The sequence below is a fragment of the Nocardia sp. BSTN01 genome, from assembly GCF_015354405.1.
Taxonomy (GTDB): Bacteria; Actinomycetota; Actinomycetes; order Mycobacteriales; family Mycobacteriaceae; genus Nocardia.
On the sequence record NZ_JADKYP010000001.1, the window covers coordinates 203242 to 222297 of the forward strand.

A 19056-nucleotide genomic window follows, 5' to 3' on the forward strand; every position below is an offset into this window, starting at 1 on the left:
ATCTACCGCGCCCGCCGCGGCGCCGCGACACCCCCGAGGGGGTGATGCGCGATGACCGGGCCCTCACCTCTCAACGGCGGCGAACCCGCCCTGCTGAACGGTTCGGTGACGCTGGTAGAGGGCAGCACCTTCTGCCTGTCCGACCGGGTCGGCGATGTGGAATCGGGAACCTCCCAGGGCCTGTTCTATCGCGATGCCCGCGTGGTATCGCGCTGGGAGTTGCGGGTGGACGGGCAGCGGCTCGAACCGCTGTCGGTGCTCAGTCCCGAGGCCTTCACCGCGCGGTTCATCCTGCGGCGGCCGCCGCGGTCCGGCGCCGCCGATTCCAGTCTGCTGGTGGTGCGCGAACGCCTCGTCGCCGACGGTATGCGGGAGACGGTCATCCTGGAGAATCTCGGCCGCGAACCCACGGCGGTCGTGCTGGAACTGCGCGCCGACGCCGACTTCGTGGATCTGTTCGCCGTCAAGGAGGGCCGAGCCGGGCACGGACGGGCCGAAATACTGGTCACCGACAACGAACTGCTGCTCAACGACCGCTCCGATCGCGCACGCGGCCTGGCGGTCTCGTCCTCGGAACTGCCGACCGTGCTGCCCGGCTCGCTGACCTGGCGCATCGTCGTGCCCGCCACCGGACGCTGGCAGACCGAGATCCTGGCCCAGCCGACGGTGGCCAATCAGCGGGTGCATGTCGCGCTACGCCCCGGCGAGCACTATCGCAGCAGTGAACCGGGCCGCAAGATGGCCGCGTGGCGGGACACCGCCACCAAACTCACCACCGGCGATCCGCAGCTCACCGCTATTCTGCAGCGCACCGAAAGCGACCTGGGCGCTTTGCAGATCCGTGAGGAACGCCGGCATCGCACCTTCGTCGCCGCCGGCGCCCCGTGGTTCATGACGCTGTTCGGCCGCGACTCGCTGCTCACCGCGTGGATGGCGCTGCCGCTGGATTCCTCGCTCGCCCTGGGCACCATGCAGCAGTTGGCCGAAATGCAGGGCCAGCAGGTCGACGCGCTCACCGAGGAGGAACCGGGCCGGATCATGCACGAGATCCGCCGCGGCCCGGCGGGCGGACTGGCCCTGGGTGGTGAGGTGTACTACGGAACCGTCGACGCCACACCGCTTTTCGTGATGCTGCTGGCCGAGACACGGCGGTGGGGTGCGTCGCCGGAGGCTGTGCAGACGCTGCTGCCGGCGGCCGACGCGGCCCTCGACTGGATGTCGCATTTCGGCGATCGCGACGGCGACGGCTTCGTCGAATATCAGCGCGCGACCGACCGCGGCCTGATCAATCAAGGCTGGAAGGACAGCTTCGACGGCATCAACGACGCGGCCGGACATCTCGCTCAGGCGCCGATCGCGCTGTGCGAGGTGCAGAGTTACGTCTACGCGGCGATCCTGGCCCGCGCCGAACTGGCCGAGGAATTCGGGCAGTCGGACAAGGCCGAGAAGTTGCGCGAACACGCCGCCGAACTGCGGACGAAATTCTCCGAAGCGTTCTGGATCCCCGAAAAGGGCTGGTACGCGGTCGCTTTGGACGGCAACAAACGCCGGGTCGACGCGCTCACCAGCAATGTCGGGCATTGCCTGTGGTCGGGCATCGTGACCGACGAACATGCCGAACAGCTGGTGCACCATCTGGCGACCGCCGAGATGGACTCCGGATTCGGTTTGCGCACACTGTCTTCCGGGATGGGCGCGTTCAATCCGATGAGCTATCACAACGGTTCGGTCTGGCCGCACGACACCGCCATCGCCGTCGCCGGGCTGCTGCGTTACCGTCACATCCCGGGCGCGGTCGGACTGGCCACCCGGCTGTCCAACGGATTGCTCGACGCCGCAACCGCTTTCGGCGGCCGCCTGCCCGAGCTGTTCTGTGGTTTCCAGCGTTCTCGGTTCTCGGCGCCGGTGCCGTACCCGACCTCGTGTTCCCCGCAGGCCTGGGCCAGTGCCGCGCCGCTGCTGCTGGTTCGTTCGTTCCTCGGACTCGAACCGGATGTGCCGCACCGCACGGTGACCGTGCTGCCGCACGTTCCCGCGCGCTGGGGCAGAGTGGAGCTCACCGATCTGCGCCTCGGCGGTACCGCGGTGGATCTGGCGGTGGACGGCGAGCAGGTGACGGCCGCCAACCTCCCCGAGGATTGGCGACTGATCACCCATTGACCGGTCGCGCGGAGCTCACAGAGCGACGCGCTGATCCTCGGGCAGGAAGAGTTTGTCCGACGGCTGGACGCCGAAGGTCGTGTAGAACTCCGGCAGGTTGCGCACCACCTGGTTGCAGCGGAATTCGCTGGGGGAGTGCGGATCCGTGGCGACCTGCTCTTCGAGCGACTGCTGGGTCCGCTTCTCCCGCCAGTTGCGGCCCCAGGACTGGAACATCGGGGTGTAGTCCGGTGTGTTGCGGCCGCTCTCGGCTTCCTCGATGCGGAAGGCGGCCAGCGCGATCATCAGTCCGCGCAGGTCGGCGAGGTTCTCGCCGACGGTCAGTTGGCCGTTGACGTGATCGCTGGGCGGCAGCCCCTCGGGCACCAGGGCGTTGTACTGATCGATCAACTGTTTGGTCTTGGCCTCGAACGCGGCCCGGTCCTCCGGGGTCCACCAGTCCTCGCGATTGCCGTCGCCGTTGTACTTCGAACCCTGGTCGTCGAAGCCGTGGCCGATCTCGTGGCCGATGGTCGCGCCGATCGCGCCGTAGTTCACCGCCGGTTCGGCGTCGGTGTCGAAGAACGGAGCCTGCAGGATCGCGGCCGGGAAGTTGATGGAATTGGAGGTGGCCTCGTAGTACGCGTTGACGGTCTGCGGCGACATGCCCCATTCGGCCTTGTCCACCGGCGTTCCCAGCTTGTCCATCGAACGCTTCGCCTCGAAAGCCTCGATGGCGAGCAGGGATTCGACCAGTCGGCCGCGGGTGACCTTCAGCTTCGAATAGTCCAGCCACTTGTCGGGATAGCCGATCTTGACCGTGATCTTGTCCAGTTTCGCGATCGCAGCCTCGCGCGTCCGCGGCGACATCCACGACGAGTTGCGGAAGTTGTCACGGTAGGCGGCCAGCAGATTGTCGACCAGTTCCTTGACGCGCGTCTTCGCCTGCGGCGGAAAGTATTTCGCCACGTACAGCTTGCCCAGCTGTTCACCGAGACTGGCGTCGACCACCGCGACCGCCGACTTCCACAGCTCCGGGCGCTGCTCGATTCCGCTGGTGGCCTTCAGGAAATCGAAGTTCGCGTCCGACAGTTCCTTGTTCATGTACTTGGCGTACTTGCGCAGCAGGCTGAGCTTCAGCCATTCCCGCCAGATGTTGATATCCACCTCGGTCCACAGCTGCCCGGCCGCGGTGACGAACGACGGTTCGCCGACGACCATCGTCGCGAACAGATCTTTGGGCCGGTCGGTGCTGCCGGCGAGCCACGGCTCCCAGTCGAAACCCGGTGCCAGCGCGGTCATCTCGTTCCATGCCATGAGGTTGTAGGTGGCGTCGGCGTCGCGGGTGCGGACGTTGTCCCAGTAACCGGCGGCGATGCGCTTCTCCAGGTCCAGGGTGCGTTCGGCCGCACCGTCCGGATCCGGAAGGCCGGCGCCGGTCGCCAATTTGTGCAGCAATGTCTGATACGCCGAAAGATATTGCGCGAATTCGGGTTTCCGGTAGTACTGCTCGCCCATGCCGAGGCCGGACTGTCCCACCGCCGGAATGTAGGCGTTCGAATTCTTGTGGTCGATACTCACGCCCAGCCCGATCAGGCCGCCCAGTGGCAGCGCACCCATGACCTTCGCGAGATCGGCCCGGTTCTGCGCCCCGTCGATCCGGGCGAACAGCGGTTGCAGCGGGGCGGTGCCGAGCTTCTCGAGTGTGTCCAGATCCATCCGGGCGTCGTAGAGGTCGCGGATCTGCTGGCCCTCCGACCCGTCCTTCGGATCGTGGATGCCGTCGATGACCTCGCGCAGCTGTCCCTCGATCCGATCCGACACCTCGGCGAACGTGCCGAAGGAGACCTTGTCCGGCGGCAGCTGATAGGTGCGCAACCAGGTGCCGTTGATATGGCGGTACAGATCGTCCTGCGGCCGCACCGCGGGGTCGACGCCCGACAGATCGGGACCGGTGAGAGGTTTGGGCTTCGCGTCGTCGCTGTTGCACGCCACCAGGGCGGTGGCCACCGGCACCGCGCCGAGGGCGATCAGGAACGAGCGGCGACCCAGGCGGACCTGGCGACCGGACGATGTCACAGAAAATCCTCTCCCCGACTTCATCGTGCACCTGCGCGACAACACCGCGGCCCACCCGGAAGCGAGGCCGGTCGCGTCCGTGAGAGGCTAACCGAACCTGCTGAGTATCGGCTGAGTTCGACCGCCACCCGTGGGGGCCGGCCTCGCCGGATTCCCCGCCGGCCCCTGATTTGGGCGCGACCTGCGGCTTCGCTACACTTGTCCGGTTGCCTGCGGGCATTGTGCCCGCACTTCGGCCGCGAACCCACAGTGGTTGATCTTCGAAGATCATGCAAAACCGCTGGCAGGCGCTGCCCCGCTACTGTGCGGGAGCGGGCCGTCAAGGTCCGTCGAAGGGCAACTGACCATGCCCGTCGGGTCGGTAATCCGGCGTGCATTACGTCCAGGTCTAGGAGGAGCTGAAGTGATTCAGCAGGAGTCGCGACTGCGCGTCGCCGACAACACGGGTGCCAAGGAGATTCTGTGCATCCGCGTGCTCGGCGGGTCGTCGCGTCGCTATGCCGGTATCGGCGACGTCATCGTCGCCACCGTCAAGGACGCCATCCCCGGCGGCAACGTCAAGAAGGGTGATGTCGTCAAGGCGGTCGTCGTGCGCACCGTCAAGGAGCGTCGTCGTCCGGATGGTTCGTACATCAAGTTCGACGAGAACGCCGCGGTGCTGATCAAGGCGGACAACGATCCGCGTGGCACCCGCATCTTCGGCCCCGTCGGCCGCGAGCTGCGTGACAAGCGGTTCATGAAGATCGTTTCGCTGGCCCCGGAGGTGCTCTGACATGAAGGTGCACAAGGGCGACACCGTGATCGTCGTCTCGGGTAAGGACAAGGGCGCCAAGGGCAAGGTCATCCAGGCCTACCCGGCGACCGAGAAGGTCCTGGTCGAGGGCGTGAACCGGATCAAGAAGCACGTCGCGAACTCCGCGAACCAGCGCGGCGCCAGCTCCGGCGGCATCGTGACCCAGGAGGCGCCCATCCACGTGTCCAACGTGATGGTTGTCGACTCCGACGGCAAGCCGACCCGGGTGGGTTACCGCACCGACGAGAACGGCAAGCGGGTGCGCATCTCCCGTCGCAACGGGAAGGACATCTGAGCATGACCACCGCAGAGAACATTCAGCCTCGCCTCAAGCTCCGCTACCGCGCGGAAATCAAGGACGCGCTGAACAACGAATTCAACTACGCCAACGTGATGCAGATCCCGGGCGTGGTGAAGGTCGTCGTCAACATGGGTGTCGGTGACGCCGCCCGCGACGCCAAGCTGATCAACGGCGCCGTCAACGACCTGGCCCTGATCACCGGTCAGAAGCCGGAGATCCGCAAGGCCCGCAAGTCCATCGCGCAGTTCAAGCTGCGTGAGGGTATGCCGATCGGTGCGCGCGTCACGCTGCGCGGCGACCGCATGTGGGAGTTCCTGGACCGCCTCGTGTCCATCGCGCTGCCCCGTATCCGCGACTTCCGCGGCCTGTCGCCGAAGCAGTTCGACGGCAACGGCAACTACACGTTCGGCCTGAGCGAGCAGTCGATGTTCCACGAGATCGACGTGGACTCCATCGACCGTCCGCGCGGTATGGACATCACGGTCGTCACCACGGCGACCAACGATGAGGAGGGCCGCGCCCTGCTCAAGCACCTCGGCTTCCCGTTCAAGGAGAACTGAGCACATGGCTAAGAAAGCTCTCGTCAACAAAGCCGCCGCGAAGCCGAAGTTCGCCGTTCGTGGCTACACCCGCTGCCAGCGCTGCGGCCGCCCCCGCGCGGTCTACCGCAAGTTCGGCCTGTGCCGCGTCTGCGTCCGTGAGATGGCGCACCGCGGCGAGCTGCCGGGCGTGCACAAGAGCTCCTGGTGAGCTCGCGCTGCTGAGGCAGCGCCCGCGCTGAGCGCGACAATCGAATCGAGAAAGGGTACGGACTCGGGCTGAGTCCGTACCCTTTCTTGCGTGGGGGGAGTTTCAGGGACCTGGTGAGTAGTAGCCAGCGGCAGATAGCGCGGTTCAAGTCCGCAAATGCTCACATTTCCCAGACCACGCGGTTCGCGGATATCGAGCGCGTACTACGGCGTCGCCGCGGATACAGCGACGTCGACATCGAGCGAGACAAGCCGCGTCACCGCCGAGTCGCCGCCGGTCCGGCTCCCTCGGCCTTTGCGTTCTGTCGGTACCGCCGGTCAGCGGTCGTGGTTCGCGGGGCTGTCGTCGGTACTGGCCGACTATTATTCGGGCCGGTTGCGTGATCGACGCCCGGAATAGCGGGTGCTCGTCGACCGCTGCGGTGGATTGTGAAGGAGTGGGGGATGATTCGTCGGCTGGGTATGGTCGCGGTGTTGTCGATTGCGGTAACTGCTTGCGGGGCAGGGAAGTCGGCTGAACCCGGTGGGTTCTGGTTCACTGCACCGCAAAACGATCAGCAGCGTTCGGAAGTTCTGCAGCGAGTGCGGAATCTGGACCCCTGCGCGCTCATTTCGAAGCCCGCGCTGGCGAAGATCGGGTCTATCCGTTCGATGGAGAACCACGATCCTACTTCGTGCGACGTGGAGCTGGGATCGTCCGAGGCGTACAAAGGGACAAGCGTCGACTGGTCGGTTGTGGTCGCCGGGGTGAAGAACTCCGGTAAGGGTAGGACGGAGACGATCGGCGGTGTTCCGGTCACCTTCCTCAGTGATGCGGATTCCGGCATGCCGACCGATCAGCTGGTGCAGCGCACGTGCGCCGTCACGGTCCGATACCCGTCCCACGCGGCCGTCATGATGCATCTCGACGGCCCGCTCGGCACCGATGCTTGCGAAACAGCGAAATCACTGGTGCCGCAACTGATATCCGAGTTCGCCAACGAACCGCAGCAGGGAACCGTCTCGCCCCGAACCGTTCTGACCGGAGCCGACCCCTGCGCTGTACTTCCGAAGGTGAACGCCACCGCGGACCCCGATGACCGCCGAGAGGACAAGTGCGACTTCGATTATCGCGGAGATGCTGTCACCGTCCGGTACGAATACGAGCAACAGAAGCTCATCCGTGGGTCGCAGCAGGCCGACTTCGCAGGTAACCACGAGGTCTACATGGAGCCCGCATCGGATCCTGACGGCTACGTCACCTACACGACAGTCCTGGGCCCCGAACTCGGCTCGCCCGCCCCGGGCGATTTCCTCGGGCCTCGCCGCCCCGTTGTGACCGTGACGGGGAAGAACGCGGACGCGCTCGCCGAGGTCACCCGCCAGGTGCTGACTCTGTTTCCCTGATCAGTGCGACGATCGTGCTGATCTGTTTCGTGATGCGGTGGTACCGATCGTCGTTGCTGGAGCGCGGCAACGGATCTGCTACTTCTAATCCAGAGCGGATGTGAAAGCGTCGGCCAGCTCACGAATCTGATCGCACGGCTCCGGCACGGCGACCGGGCCCGGAAAGACGGTCAACGACACGTCGAATACTCCGTCGGCCGATGTGACTGCGGCAGAACACGCGCCTGGGGCTCCTTATTGCCCTATTGGCCTCTCCGGGCGGGCGTGTCACCCCGTGTCAGGCGGCGTCGAACACGCGGCGATCGAGTTCCGGGCCCGATCGCCGCGCGTCGTGGCAGGGTCAGCCGACCTGGTACATCGCTCGCGAACCGTTGCTGATCTCCGGGCCGTAGGAGTTGGCGGCGGCCAGTGGCTCGGGCTCGCTCGACGATGTCGGAAGAGGGCGTCGGCGATCGTAGGAGAGTCCGGCGATGGCGATGACGACGCAGATGGCGGCGGGCACCAATAGTGCCGCCTCATCGAGGCGGGTGCCGAGGATGGTGCCGGCGATGCTGCCGATGATGAAGGTGACGACCGTGGCCGACAGCACCGTGACGCGCCATCTGTCGATACCGTGCCGGCAGGAACGTCCGAGGATCAGGCCGAGATCGGTGACGGTGCCGGTGAAATGGGTGGTGCGAATCTGCATCGTCTGCAGGCTGGAGGTCGTTGCGTTCTGTAGCCCGCAGGCGAGGGCCGCGAGAAAGACCGACAGGGTGTGCGTCGACCAGGCAAAGGCCAGAACGAGCAGCACCGCTTCACCGATCATGACGGCGCTGTGTCGGACTCCCGCATGCGTTTTCGCGGGCGCCAATGTCGCACCGGCCGCCGCCGCTCCCATCAGGAATCCGACAAGGATGAGGACGAGCACGCTGCTCTCGAACAGCCACGGTCTGGCGGTGTCCATCCCCAGCCGCGTTGCTGTCGCCGTCAGATTGCCGACCGGGATGGCCAAGGTCAGGATGGCTACGGCATTGACGAAGCCCGCGACAGTCGCGAGCAGTGATCCGTAACCGAGAACGAGTGCGCGGTGCGGGTTGGTGAGGCTCATGGCAGGCATACAGCTCCCCGAGGTGTTGTCTGTCTGGGCGAATCGGACAAACCGTATCGGGATCACCTCAGAAAAAGCTGTGAAAGTGTGCTCTCGTGATCTGGAACACGGTGCATCGCAACGTTATTCACGACGCGGTGTCATCACGGTCTGCCGATCGTCAGAAGCCGGAGGTGGCTACGGGCTCGGCGGGCCGGTGGACTCGCCGGTAAGTAGCATCGCCGGTGGTGGTTTCCCTCGCCGCGGCTCGAAGGCCCCGATTTGGCCCGCTCATACCGCTCGCCTACACTAGACCGGTTGCTCGGGCACCCTCGTGCCCATATGCGTGCGCGTTGCTCCGAGTGACAGCATTCCGAATCCGGTCGGCAATGGTGTCGGCCGGACCAGCCGAAATTGTCGTAGGCCCACGACCGCCCCGCGTGACGGTGCTGTATGGGAACCGCGGCGAGAAAGGTAACGGTCAACACATGACCATGACTGATCCGATCGCAGACTTTCTGACCCGTCTGCGCAACGCCAACTCGGCGTACCACGATCAGGTGAAGGCTCCGCACTCGAAGCTCAAGGCGAACATCGCCGAGATCCTCAAGCGCGAGGGCTACATCGCCGACTACCGCACCGAGGATGCGCCCGTCGGCCAGACCCTGATCGTCGACCTGAAGTACGGCCAGAGCCGGGAGCGCAGCCTGCAGGGTGTGCGCCGCGTCTCGAAGCCGGGTCTGCGGGTGTACGCGAAATCCACCAACCTGCCCAAGGTGCTGGGCGGTCTGGGCGTGGCAATTATCTCCACGTCGAAGGGCCTGCTCACCGACCGTCAGGCCAAGCAGCAGGGTGTGGGCGGGGAAGTCCTCGCCTACGTCTGGTAAGGGAGGTAGGAACAATGTCGCGTATCGGTAAGAAGCCGATCTCGGTTCCCGCCGGCGTCGAGGTGACCATCGACGGCCAGCAGGTGTCGGTGAAGGGTCCCAAGGGCACCCTCTCGCACACCGTCGCCGAGCCGATCACCGTCACCAAGGCCGAGAACGGTGAGCTGGAGGTGGGCCGTCCGGACGACGAGCGCCGCAACCGCTCGCTGCACGGCCTGAGCCGCACCCTGATCAACAACATGATCGTCGGCGTGACCCAGGGCTACGAGAAGAAGATGGAAATCTTCGGCGTCGGTTACCGCGTGCAGCAGAAGGGTTCGAACCTCGAGTTCGCCCTCGGCTACAGCCACCCGGTGCCGATCGAGGCCCCCGAGGGCATCACCTTCCAGGTCGAGGCCCCCACCAAGTTCTCGGTGTCCGGGATCGACAAGCAGAAGGTCGGCCAGATCGCCGCAGTGATCCACGGCCTGCGCAAGCCCGACCCGTACAAGGGCAAGGGCATCCGCTACGCCGGTGAGGTCGTTCGCCGCAAGGTCGGAAAGACGGGTAAGTAAGCCATGGCACAAACTGAAGCTCAGAAAGCCGCCCGCAAGCCGGTCGGCAAGGATGCGTCGACTCGTCGCCGGGTGTCGAAGACCCGTCGGCACTTCCGTCTGCGCAAGAAGGTCCTCGGCACCGCCGAGCGTCCGCGTCTGGTCGTGTTCCGCTCCTCGCGGCACCTGCACGCCCAGGTGATCGACGACTCCGTCGGTAAGACCGTCGCCTCGGCGTCCTCGATCGAGGCCGATGTGCGCGCGCTCGACGGTGACAAGTCCGCGAAGGGCAAGAAGGTCGGCGAGCTGCTGGCCGCCCGCGCGAAGGCTGCCGGTGTGGAGGCCGTGGTGTTCGACCGCGGTGGCCACGACTACCACGGCCGCATCGCCGCTCTGGCCGATGCCGCTCGTGAAGGTGGGTTGAAGTTCTGATGCAGATTCAGCTCATGGACCGAATGACCCTGAACGGAAGGAACGTCTGATGCCGGGACGTCAGCGGCGTGACGGCGGCAACGGACCCGCCGGACAGAACAGTAACGAGCGCGATCAGCGCGGCGGTGGCCGCGACCGTCGCGGCGGCGGTGACCGTCGCGACAATGCCGCCGAGAAGAACCAGCTCGAGCGCGTCGTCGCGATCAACCGCGTCTCCAAGGTCGTGAAGGGTGGTCGTCGCTTCAGCTTCACCGCCCTGGTGATCGTGGGCGACGGCAACGGCCTGGTCGGTGTCGGATACGGCAAGGCCAAGGAAGTTCCCGCGGCCATCCAGAAGGGTGTCGAGGAGGCTCGCAAGGGCTTCTTCCGCGTCCCGATGATCGGCAGCACCATCACGCACCCGGTGCAGGGTGAGGCTGCCGCCGGTGTCGTCATGCTGCGTCCGGCCTCGCCCGGTACCGGTGTGATCGCCGGTGGTGCGGCGCGTGCCGTGCTGGAGTGCGCCGGTATCCACGACATCCTGGCCAAGTCGCTCGGTAGCGACAACGCCATCAACGTCGTGCACGCGACCGTCGCTGCCCTGAAGATGCTGCAGCGTCCGGAAGAGGTGGCCGCTCGCCGCGGTCTGCCGATCGAGGACGTTGCCCCGGCGGGCATGCTGCGTGCGCGTGCCGGACAGGGAGTCTGACATGGCACAGCTCAAGGTGACCCAGATCAAGTCCACGATCGGCGCCAAGAAGAATCAGCGGGAGTCGCTTCGCACCCTCGGCCTGCGCGGTATCCGCCAGACCGTGGTCCGCGAGGACAACGCCCAGAACCGCGGGCTGATCAACGTCGTGCGCCACCTCGTTTCCGTTGAGGAGGAAACCGCATGACCCCCATCAAGCTCCACCACCTGCGGCCCGCCCCGGGCGCCAAGACCGAGAAGATCCGTGTGGGTCGCGGTGAAGGCTCCAAGGGTAAGACCGCCGGTCGCGGTACCAAGGGTACGAAGGCTCGCAAGAACGTGCCGGCCCGTTTCGAGGGCGGCCAGATGCCGATCCACATGCGCCTGCCGAAGCTGAAGGGGTTCACCAACCCGTTCCGCGTCGAGTACCAGGTCGTGAACGTCGGCGATATCGCGCGCCTGTTCCCGCAGGGCGGCGCCATCGGCAAGGACGAACTCGTCGCTGCCGGTGCCGTGCGTAAGAACCAGTTGGTGAAGGTGCTCGGCGAGGGCGAAATCGGTGTGGCCGTTCAGGTCAGCGCCGACAAGTTCTCCGGCTCCGCCAAGGAGAAGATCACCGCCGCCGGTGGTACCGCCACCGAACTGGGCTGACAGTTACTGGTAATACAGTCGGGGCGCCGGACGGGTGAGAGCCCGTCCGGCGTCGCTGTTAGAGTTCAAGTGTTGTCTGCCAACCAGTCTGCCCCGTTGTCGTGGCACAGGACCGGCTCTGCCCTGTAGGGCACCGGTATGTGCCGAGGTGACGGAAGTGGGCGTGACCCCCGTGTCGTCAGCCAGGAGGATCTGTGCTTTCCGCCTTCGTGTCGGCCTTCCGGACCCCGGACTTGCGGCGGAAGATTCTCTTCACGCTGGGCCTGATCGCGCTGTACCGCGTCGGCGCCTCGCTACCGTCGCCGGGCGTCGACTACAAGGCGATCCGCCATTGCATCGACGTCGTCTCCGGCGGTGACAATGCCGGTATCTACCAGCTGATCAATCTGTTCTCCGGTGGTGCGCTGCTGCAGCTGTCGGTGTTCGCGATCGGGATCATGCCCTACATCACCGCGAGCATCATCATCCAGCTGCTGACGGTGGTCATCCCGCGGTTCGAGGAACTGCGAAAAGAAGGCCAGTCCGGCCAGAACAAGATGACGCAGTACACGCGGTATCTGTCGATCGCGCTCGCGATTCTGCAGGCCACGGGTTTGGTCGCCCTGGCCTCGCGCGGTCAGCTGCTGCGCGGCTGCCCCGACGACATCCTGGCCGACACCAGCATCTTCGGCATGATCATCATCGTGCTGGTGATGACGGCCGGCGCGGCTCTGGTGATGTGGTTCGGCGAGCAGATCACCGAGCGCGGTGTCGGCAACGGTATGTCGCTGTTGATCTTCGCCGGTATCGCCGCCCGCATCCCGACCGAGGGCAAGCAGATCCTCGACAGCAAGGGCGGCCTGATCTTCGGGCTGGTGTGTGTCGCCGCCTTCGTGGTGATCGTCGGCGTGATCTTCGTCGAACAGGGCCAGCGCCGAATACCCGTGCAGTACGCCAAGCGCGTGGTCGGCCGCAAGATGTACGGCGGATCGTCGACCTACCTACCGCTGAAGGTCAACCAGGCGGGTGTGATCCCGGTGATCTTCGCGTCCTCGCTGCTGTACCTGCCGAATCTGGTCGCCCAGCTGACCCAGTCGTCCAACTCCGACGGCTGGTGGCAGAAGATCATCCAGAAGTATCTGGTGAACCCGGGTAACCCGGTGTACGTCCTGATCTACTTCGCGTTGATCGTGTTCTTCACCTACTTCTACGTCGCGATCACCTTCAATCCGGAGGAACGCGCGGACGAGATGAAGAAGTTCGGCGGCTTCATTCCCGGTTACCGTCCGGGTAAGCCGACCGCCGACTATCTGAACTATGTACTGAGCCGAATCACCCTCCCCGGTTCGATCTACCTCGGTGCTGTTGCCGTACTGCCCAACCTGCTGTTGCACATCGGTGCCGGCGGTGGCGGTTCGAACTTCCTGCCGTTCGGCGGCACGTCGGTGCTGATCGTCGTGAGCGTCGGCCTCGATACGGTCAAACAGATCGAGAGCCAACTGATGAACAGAAATTACGAAGGGTTCCTCAAGTGAGACTCGTACTGCTCGGACCGCCGGGTGCCGGTAAAGGGACACAGGCCGAACTGCTGTCGGACAAGCTGGGTGTTCCGCACATCTCCACGGGGAATTTGTTCCGTGCGAACATCTCCCAGCAGACCCCGCTGGGCCGTGAGGCGCAGAAGTACCTCGACGCGGGCAACCTGGTGCCCAGTGATGTGACCAACCGCATGGTGGAGTCGCGCATCGCCGAGCCCGACGCCGTCAACGGTTTCGTGCTCGACGGATACCCGCGCACCGTCGACCAGGCCGAGGCCCTGGAGAAGATGCTCAAGGAGTCCGGCCACGCGCTGGACGCCGTGATCAGCTTCGAGGTGGCGACCGATGTGGTGGTCGAGCGGATGCTCGGCCGCGGCCGCGCCGACGACACCGAGGAAGTCATCCGCAACCGGATGCAGGTGTACCGCGACGAGACCGAGCCGCTGCTGCAGCACTACGACGGCCTGGTCGTCTCCATCGACGGCGTAGGTGAGGTCGACGAGGTCAACGCCCGCGTGCTCCACGTTCTGGGTCGCTGAGGCGAATGGTTTTCGGCCTCAAGCAGAAGAAGGTGGTGCCGTTCCGCACCGCCGGTGAGCTCGATGCCATGGCCGCGGCCGGCGCGATCGTCGGCCGCGCTCTGGTCGCCGTGCGCGCCGCCGCCAAGCCCGGGGTCTCGACCTGGGAATTGGACGAGGTCGCCGAGCAGACCATCCGGGAAGCGGGCGCCGTCCCGTCTTTCAAGGGCTATCACGGTTTCCCGGGATCGATCTGCTCCTCGGTGAACGACCGTGTGGTGCACGGGATTCCGTCGAAGGACGAGGTGATCGCCGAGGGTGACCTGGTATCCATCGACTGTGGTGCGATTCTCGAGGGCTGGCACGGCGATTCCGCGTGGACGTTCGGCATCGGCGAGGTGATCGAGGCCGACCGGCTGCTCAGCGAGGCCACCCGGCTGTCGATGGACGCCGGTATCGCGGCCATGCTGCCGGGCAATCGCCTGACCGACGTCTCGCACGCGATCGAGCTGGGCACGCGTGCCGCGGAGAAGGAACACAACCGCGCCTACGGCATCGTCGACGGCTACGGCGGACACGGCATCGGCCGTCAGATGCATATGGATCCGTTCCTCGCCAACGAGGGTGCGCCCGGACGCGGTCCGAAACTGGTGGTCGGTTCGGTACTGGCCATCGAGCCGATGTTGACTCTCGGCACCACGGAAACCACTGTGCTGGAAGATGATTGGACCGTCGTCACCACCGACGGCAGTCGCGCCGCGCACTGGGAGCACACCGTGGCGGTCACCGAGGACGGGCCGCGGATCCTGACCGTTCGCCCCGAATAATTCGTTTCGCGACGCACCCGTGGCCTCGTCGGCGCGGGTGCGTCGTGCTGTCGGCGGACTGTTACACCGTGCGCCCGGTCATGGTGGTGAGCGGAACCACGCCCGTCCAGCCGCACGGGCGGTCGCAGCTGGCGACGACGGTGGGCGCCCCGGCGAAATCGGCCGAAGCCCGTGCGGGATAACCGCATTCGGGACATTTGCCGAAGTAGTCGAGAACCTCGTGCATTCCGGGGTTCATGGCGATACTGCGTTCGGTCACGGGCCCTCCTCACAGTCGGCGTACGGTGTCGCGACCGCACGTGTCGATGAATATCTGCTGGTCGAGAACCTAACTCGCGCGCCGGTGCGATCGATCCGTTCCGGCGTGCGCATTGGACATCTCACAAGCGGTGCGGCGAGGCGCTGCGGGTGTGCCACAGGGTGCCGGTCGCGCCGGTTCGATTAGGCTGAGTCGGTAATCATGTGTCGAGGGGGGATTGTGGCCGATTCGGTGATGGCCGAGGGAAACGATCGGGAACTGGCGGCGGCGATCGGCGATCTGGCCGGGCGGTCCGGGCTGGGCCGGCATCAGCAGACGTATCTGCCCCGGTCGCCGCGGACGGGCGGCAAGATCGTGCTGATCGTGCTCGCGACCGCCGGGGTGATCGCCGCGGTGGTGTCGTTCGCGGTGGGGCAGCCGGTGCTCGGCATCCTGGCCGCGATCTTCCCGATCGTGTTGGTACCGGCGCTGATTCGGGCGTTCCGCTACACCCGCAGTTACGAGGGCGCCCGGCTGGACCTCTACGAACGGGGACTGATCGCGGCCCTGCTGGGACGATTGTGGGCGGTGCGCTACGACAGCACCACCGTGTACCAGAACATCGTGCGGCATATGCGCAACGGCCATCACATCGGCACCACCTACGCCTACACCCTCACCGATCTCGCCGGTACGAATTTCGTTGTCGGCGACGGCATATCGGATCCGCAGCAGTGGGGTCCGGCGATTCAGCGGGCCGTCACCGACGCTCAGCTGCCACAGGCGCTGGCAGCTCTGCAGGCGGGGCATCGGCTCGTGTTCGGTGAGCTGTGGATGACGTGGTACGAGGTCGGCTCGCCGCGCAAGTCGGCGCCGTGGACGCAGGTGAATCAGGTGTCGATCTCCGACGGCCGGCTCAGCGTCGACGTCGCCGGGCGCTGGTTCGCGCTGACCTCGGCGATGGTGAGCGATATTCCGAATTTCCTGATCTTCGAGGCGCTGGCCACCCATCTGTCCCGGGTGCACGGCGGTAGTCGACACTGAATTTCCTTGGGCGCCACCGGATATTCAATCTGGTGTGCTGTTGTTGCTACTGCGCGCGTCGACGGTGGAGGTGGCAGTGGTCAACGAACGGCTCCATGCCGACATGATGACGGTGCTCGAGGGGCTCGACGAGCAGTTGCGCGGGATCGCGGAGATCCAGTTGCGACGCTCCCGGCTGACGGCCACGGCGAGCACCTGTGAGCAGCGAATTCGGGTGACGGTCAATGCCGACGGGCTGCTGATCGACACGAAGTTCGCCGACGATATCGCGGAGCTGACCTACGACGAGATCGCCGCCGGGATGACCGCGGCGGTGCAGCAGGCCGCGGCCGAGGTGCTGCGCCTGGGTGCCGAACTGATGCAGCCGCTGCGCGAACGCAAACTGCAGTTGCCCAAGTTGTCGGAATTCGTCGAGGGCGCACCGGATCTCGGGCAGATGATGCCCACCGCGCCACCGCCGCCGACCCGGGTCGAGGATTATCGCGACGTCCCGCCCGCGCATCCGATGGACGGTAGCGCGCACCGCTCGATGGTGTCCGACGAGGACTGATCCGCCGTGAGCCTGTACCTGCCCCCGCCCGTACGTCCGATCGCCTGGGTTGCCGGTGCGAGCTGGCCCGACGGTGACGAAGACAAGATGTGGGCGGTGTCGCGGGCCTGGGAGCAGGCGTCCAAGGATCTCGCGGCGCAGGTCCCCGGCATCGAGAGCGCGAAAAACGCGGCGATGGCGGCCTTTCCGGCAGGTGATGCCGCCGATCAGATCGGCAAGCTGTTCGATGTGTTCCTGCAGGGGGATCAGTCGCTCGCGACACTGGCCGAATCGTTCAAGACCATCGGCGATTCGACCTTCGATGTCGGGACCGAGCTGCAGTCGGCGAAGATCAACATCATCGTCTCGCTGTGCATTCTGCTGGTCGAGATCGCCTGGGCGTGGCTGTTCCCGCCGACCGCACCGGCGGTGGAGGCGGCCGCGATCGGCACCACCCGATCGATCGTGAAGTTCATCGCCGACGCACTGCAGAACGCACTCGAACGGGCTTGGGCGAAATTGGGATTCGCGACCCGCGGCGAACTCAACGGGGCCTCCCGGTACTGGTTCAAACACATCCTCTCGGCCGATACCTGGAAGGGGATGAAGGGGCAGACCTGGAAGTACAAGGCGAAGACGATTCTGCCCACGGCCAAGGGCATGGGTGTCTACACGGTGAAATTCGGTGAGGGCGCGCTCTGGGCGCCGGTGACCAATGCGATCGTGCAGGGCGCGCAGATCGCGGACGGTAAACGGCACGGATTCAACTGGAAGGAATTCGGCGCCTCCTGGGCGGCGTCGGCGTTGAGCACCATCCCCAGTCGCGAACTCGGCCGGTACATGGGTTTCGGAATCAGCAATCTGGACAAGAAATTCGGCGGCGCGATCACCAATATGCCGTTCCGGTCGGGATTCTTTCTGCAAGGAGCCACTATCGGCGCCACGGCCGGTGTGTTCGGCAATATTTTCGGCAATCTCGGCGCGGGCGCGGTAACCGGCGATATCGCCGGGGCCTTCGCGGGCCCGGAAGGCTGGGTGGGTAGTGCGGCCCGCGGTGGCATGGTCGGCGGTATGCGCGGTCTGGGCACGAAGACCCACGGACCCGACAGCACCGATCCCCGGTTCAACCTGTGGATGAACCAGAAGGCGCCGTGGGCGCCGCCGAAGACGCCACCGGAGAACAATCCACTGACGCCGCGGCCGGTGCCCGGGCAGACTCAACCGTCCTCGACGACTACCACTGGAACCAACCACGGCGGTACCACGAATCCGGCGGGCGTCACGACGAATCACGGCGGTACCACGAATTCGGCGGGCGTCACGACGAATCACGGCGGCACGACGAATCCGGCGGGCGGTACGACGAGTCACGGCGGCACGACGAATTCGGCGACGACCAACGGCAGCGGGAACAATCATCCGGCTCCGATGCCGCAGCCGTCGACTCGGCCCGCCGGGCTCGGTGGGCCGAATCCCGGGACCCATCAAGCGCCGCCGGCGCCGATACACACGACCAATTCCGGTGCCGTGCCGAATATCTCGCATCCGACAGCGGTCGGCGGCACGAACGCGGGACCGGCTCGGGTGCCGCAACCGTCGGTGTCGAGTGGGCCGGACACGACGACTACCAGCGGCTCGAATGCCCTGAACGGGTCGGGGCCGCAGCGGTCGACACCACTGTTTCCCTCGATGTCGCCCAATCCGAATTCGCGAATTCCGGGCCCGCTACACGCGACCCTGCTCGGAGGGGATGGATCGGCGCCGCATCCGTCGACCATCGGAATCGCGCACGGTGATCCGAGCTCGCAGGGTGTTCCCGCGCCCGCATCGGTGACCAGGCCGACACCGAACGTGCCGAACTTCTCCCGGCCGTTCACGCAGCCGGGTGCATCGGTGGGCGGGCCCGTGAGTTCGTCGTCGGCTCCGGTTCATGCGGCGCCGGTGGGGAGTTCGTCGGGGAATTCGAGCAATCCGGCGAACTTTTCGCGGCCGTTCACGCAGCCGGGCCCGTCGGTGAGCTCATCGTCGGCTCCGGTTCATGCGGCGCCGGTGGGGAGTTCGTCGGGGAATTCGAGTAACCCGCCGAACTTTTCGCGGCCGTTCACGCAGCCGGGACCGCCGACCACCGCGGCGCCGACTTCCTCCACCGGAGGACAGGGCGGTGGTGGCTTCCGTGATGTGTCGGATCCGAATTACATGACTCCGTCGCGTCCGGCTCCGCAGCCGCCGGTGAATGGTGGTCAGGGTGGGGGTGTTTCGCGTGATCCGTCGGATCCGAATTACATGACTCCGTCGCGTCCGGCTCCGCAGCCGCCGGTGAATGGTGGTCAGGGTGGGGGTGTTTCGCGTGATCCGTCGGATCCGAACTATATGACTCCGTCGCGTCCGGCTCCGGCTCCGCCCCCACCGCCCGACTCCACCGACCAGCAGGATCCGGGGAGACCACTGGGGCCGGGTAAGGATTATCGCGCCAAGTCACGGCCGAAGAAGGTGCCGGATATCGGTCCGATGCCGGGGCATTACGACGCCCCGGACGCGCCGGGCGAGGAGGCGTGGCTGCAGGCGGCCGACACCCCACCCGCACCGCGCGCCGCCGCGAACGATCCGGGCGGCCACGATCCGGGTACGGGTTATCCGGGCGCGGGAGATCCGAATGTCGACAAGCCGTTCCAGATGTAGGCACACAGGTAGGGACTG

The 19056-nt window shown here is 65.7% G+C and carries 21 protein-coding genes; 18 read left to right on the forward strand and 3 right to left on the reverse strand.

From position 1 onward, the window contains the following. Positions 1-51 precede the first annotated feature (51 nt). The gene (locus IRT45_RS00795) at positions 52-2160 is read left to right on the forward strand and encodes a glycogen debranching N-terminal domain-containing protein (protein WP_194803951.1); all 2109 of its coding nucleotides are present in this window, start codon (positions 52-54) and stop codon (positions 2158-2160) included. Positions 2161-2175: 15 nt separating this feature from the next. Here IRT45_RS00795 and IRT45_RS00800 read toward each other — a convergent pair whose 3' ends face one another. Then, the gene (locus tag IRT45_RS00800; RefSeq protein ID WP_309240744.1) at positions 2176-4218 is read right to left on the reverse strand and encodes a M13 family metallopeptidase; all 2043 of its coding nucleotides are present in this window, start codon (positions 4216-4218) and stop codon (positions 2176-2178) included. A 403-nt stretch (positions 4219-4621) separates the two neighbouring features. On the opposite strand from IRT45_RS00800, the gene rplN reads away from it, so the two are divergent. The 5 genes from rplN (at position 4622) to IRT45_RS00825 (ending at position 7447) form a co-directional block, all read left to right on the forward strand. Continuing rightward, positions 4622-4990 carry a 50S ribosomal protein L14 gene (gene rplN / locus IRT45_RS00805; RefSeq protein WP_030513395.1) on the forward strand — a complete coding sequence of 123 codons (369 nt, stop codon included), beginning with the start codon at positions 4622-4624 and terminating at the stop codon, positions 4988-4990. A gap of 1 nt (position 4991) precedes the next feature. After that, a complete protein-coding gene (gene rplX, locus IRT45_RS00810; protein ID WP_040818503.1) occupies positions 4992-5306 on the forward strand; it encodes a 50S ribosomal protein L24 in 315 nt (104 codons plus the stop codon). 2 nt (positions 5307-5308) lie between these two features. After that, positions 5309-5872: a 50S ribosomal protein L5 gene (rplE, locus tag IRT45_RS00815; RefSeq protein ID WP_036498214.1), complete on the forward strand. Its 564-nt coding sequence runs from the start codon at positions 5309-5311 to the stop codon at positions 5870-5872. Between the two features lie 4 nt (positions 5873-5876). Next, a complete protein-coding gene (locus tag IRT45_RS00820) occupies positions 5877-6062 on the forward strand; it encodes a type Z 30S ribosomal protein S14 (RefSeq protein WP_025347225.1) in 186 nt (61 codons plus the stop codon). A 680-nt stretch (positions 6063-6742) separates the two neighbouring features. Next, the gene (locus tag IRT45_RS00825) at positions 6743-7447 is read left to right on the forward strand and encodes a hypothetical protein (protein WP_228533229.1); all 705 of its coding nucleotides are present in this window, start codon (positions 6743-6745) and stop codon (positions 7445-7447) included. Between the two features lie 340 nt (positions 7448-7787). Here the strand turns inward: IRT45_RS00825 and IRT45_RS00830 are convergent, their stop codons facing one another. Next, on the reverse strand, positions 7788-8546 hold the full coding sequence (locus IRT45_RS00830) for a YoaK family protein (RefSeq protein ID WP_194803954.1): 759 nt from the start codon (positions 8544-8546) through the stop codon (positions 7788-7790). A gap of 458 nt (positions 8547-9004) precedes the next feature. Between IRT45_RS00830 and rpsH the strand changes: the two genes are divergently transcribed. The 9 genes from rpsH to map all read left to right on the forward strand — a co-directional run bounded on the left by rpsH (position 9005) and on the right by map (position 14548). Next, on the forward strand, positions 9005-9403 hold the full coding sequence (gene rpsH, locus IRT45_RS00835) for a 30S ribosomal protein S8 (RefSeq protein WP_030513400.1): 399 nt from the start codon (positions 9005-9007) through the stop codon (positions 9401-9403). Between the two features lie 14 nt (positions 9404-9417). Next, on the forward strand, positions 9418-9957 hold the full coding sequence (rplF, locus tag IRT45_RS00840; protein ID WP_030513401.1) for a 50S ribosomal protein L6: 540 nt from the start codon (positions 9418-9420) through the stop codon (positions 9955-9957). A 3-nt stretch (positions 9958-9960) separates the two neighbouring features. Beyond that, complete coding sequence (gene rplR / locus IRT45_RS00845; RefSeq protein WP_036498216.1) at positions 9961-10368, forward strand: 50S ribosomal protein L18; 408 nt, start codon at positions 9961-9963, stop codon at positions 10366-10368. A 49-nt stretch (positions 10369-10417) separates the two neighbouring features. Continuing rightward, a complete protein-coding gene (gene rpsE / locus IRT45_RS00850; RefSeq protein ID WP_062994279.1) occupies positions 10418-11056 on the forward strand; it encodes a 30S ribosomal protein S5 in 639 nt (212 codons plus the stop codon). Position 11057: 1 nt separating this feature from the next. After that, a complete protein-coding gene (gene rpmD / locus IRT45_RS00855) occupies positions 11058-11243 on the forward strand; it encodes a 50S ribosomal protein L30 (RefSeq protein ID WP_030513404.1) in 186 nt (61 codons plus the stop codon). After that, complete coding sequence (rplO, locus tag IRT45_RS00860; RefSeq protein ID WP_194803955.1) at positions 11240-11686, forward strand: 50S ribosomal protein L15; 447 nt, start codon at positions 11240-11242, stop codon at positions 11684-11686. The genes rpmD and rplO overlap by 4 nt, the downstream gene beginning before the upstream one ends. A 194-nt stretch (positions 11687-11880) precedes the next feature. Beyond that, the gene (gene secY, locus IRT45_RS00865) at positions 11881-13200 is read left to right on the forward strand and encodes a preprotein translocase subunit SecY (protein ID WP_194803956.1); all 1320 of its coding nucleotides are present in this window, start codon (positions 11881-11883) and stop codon (positions 13198-13200) included. Beyond that, positions 13197-13742 carry an adenylate kinase gene (locus IRT45_RS00870; RefSeq protein ID WP_062994277.1) on the forward strand — a complete coding sequence of 182 codons (546 nt, stop codon included), beginning with the start codon at positions 13197-13199 and terminating at the stop codon, positions 13740-13742. Before secY ends, IRT45_RS00870 begins: the two co-directional genes overlap by 4 nt. Positions 13743-13747: 5 nt before the next feature. Beyond that, complete coding sequence (gene map, locus IRT45_RS00875; protein WP_194803957.1) at positions 13748-14548, forward strand: type I methionyl aminopeptidase; 801 nt, start codon at positions 13748-13750, stop codon at positions 14546-14548. A 61-nt stretch (positions 14549-14609) separates the two neighbouring features. Here map and IRT45_RS00880 read toward each other — a convergent pair whose 3' ends face one another. Next, a complete protein-coding gene (locus tag IRT45_RS00880; protein WP_194803958.1) occupies positions 14610-14807 on the reverse strand; it encodes a hypothetical protein in 198 nt (65 codons plus the stop codon). 219 nt (positions 14808-15026) lie between these two features. Here IRT45_RS00880 and IRT45_RS00885 point away from each other — a divergent pair, with 219 nt between their 5' ends. From IRT45_RS00885 to IRT45_RS00895, 3 genes are read left to right on the forward strand one after another with little or no spacing between them, the layout of a single operon-like run. Next, positions 15027-15830, forward strand: a complete 804-nt coding sequence (locus IRT45_RS00885) for a DUF6585 family protein (protein WP_194803959.1) — start codon at positions 15027-15029, stop codon at positions 15828-15830. A 34-nt stretch (positions 15831-15864) separates the two neighbouring features. Further along, a complete protein-coding gene (locus tag IRT45_RS00890; protein ID WP_194803960.1) occupies positions 15865-16380 on the forward strand; it encodes a YbaB/EbfC family DNA-binding protein in 516 nt (171 codons plus the stop codon). Positions 16381-16386: 6 nt separating this feature from the next. Further along, a complete protein-coding gene (locus IRT45_RS00895) occupies positions 16387-19038 on the forward strand; it encodes a hypothetical protein (RefSeq protein ID WP_194803961.1) in 2652 nt (883 codons plus the stop codon). Positions 19039-19056: the final 18 nt, after the last annotated feature.

Coding starts and splice junctions, on each gene's coding strand:
- IRT45_RS00795 (WP_194803951.1), top strand. CDS start 52: ATGACCGGGCCCTCACCTCTCAACGGCGGCGAACCCGCCCTGCTGAAC.
- rplX (WP_040818503.1), top strand. CDS start 4,992: ATGAAGGTGCACAAGGGCGACACCGTGATCGTCGTCTCGGGTAAGGAC.
- rplE (WP_036498214.1), top strand. CDS start 5,309: ATGACCACCGCAGAGAACATTCAGCCTCGCCTCAAGCTCCGCTACCGC.
- IRT45_RS00820 (WP_025347225.1), top strand. CDS start 5,877: ATGGCTAAGAAAGCTCTCGTCAACAAAGCCGCCGCGAAGCCGAAGTTC.
- IRT45_RS00830 (WP_194803954.1), bottom strand. CDS start 8,546: ATGCCTGCCATGAGCCTCACCAACCCGCACCGCGCACTCGTTCTCGGT.
- rpsH (WP_030513400.1), top strand. CDS start 9,005: ATGACCATGACTGATCCGATCGCAGACTTTCTGACCCGTCTGCGCAAC.
- rplF (WP_030513401.1), top strand. CDS start 9,418: ATGTCGCGTATCGGTAAGAAGCCGATCTCGGTTCCCGCCGGCGTCGAG.
- rplR (WP_036498216.1), top strand. CDS start 9,961: ATGGCACAAACTGAAGCTCAGAAAGCCGCCCGCAAGCCGGTCGGCAAG.
- rpsE (WP_062994279.1), top strand. CDS start 10,418: ATGCCGGGACGTCAGCGGCGTGACGGCGGCAACGGACCCGCCGGACAG.
- rpmD (WP_030513404.1), top strand. CDS start 11,058: ATGGCACAGCTCAAGGTGACCCAGATCAAGTCCACGATCGGCGCCAAG.
- rplO (WP_194803955.1), top strand. CDS start 11,240: ATGACCCCCATCAAGCTCCACCACCTGCGGCCCGCCCCGGGCGCCAAG.
- map (WP_194803957.1), top strand. CDS start 13,748: ATGGTTTTCGGCCTCAAGCAGAAGAAGGTGGTGCCGTTCCGCACCGCC.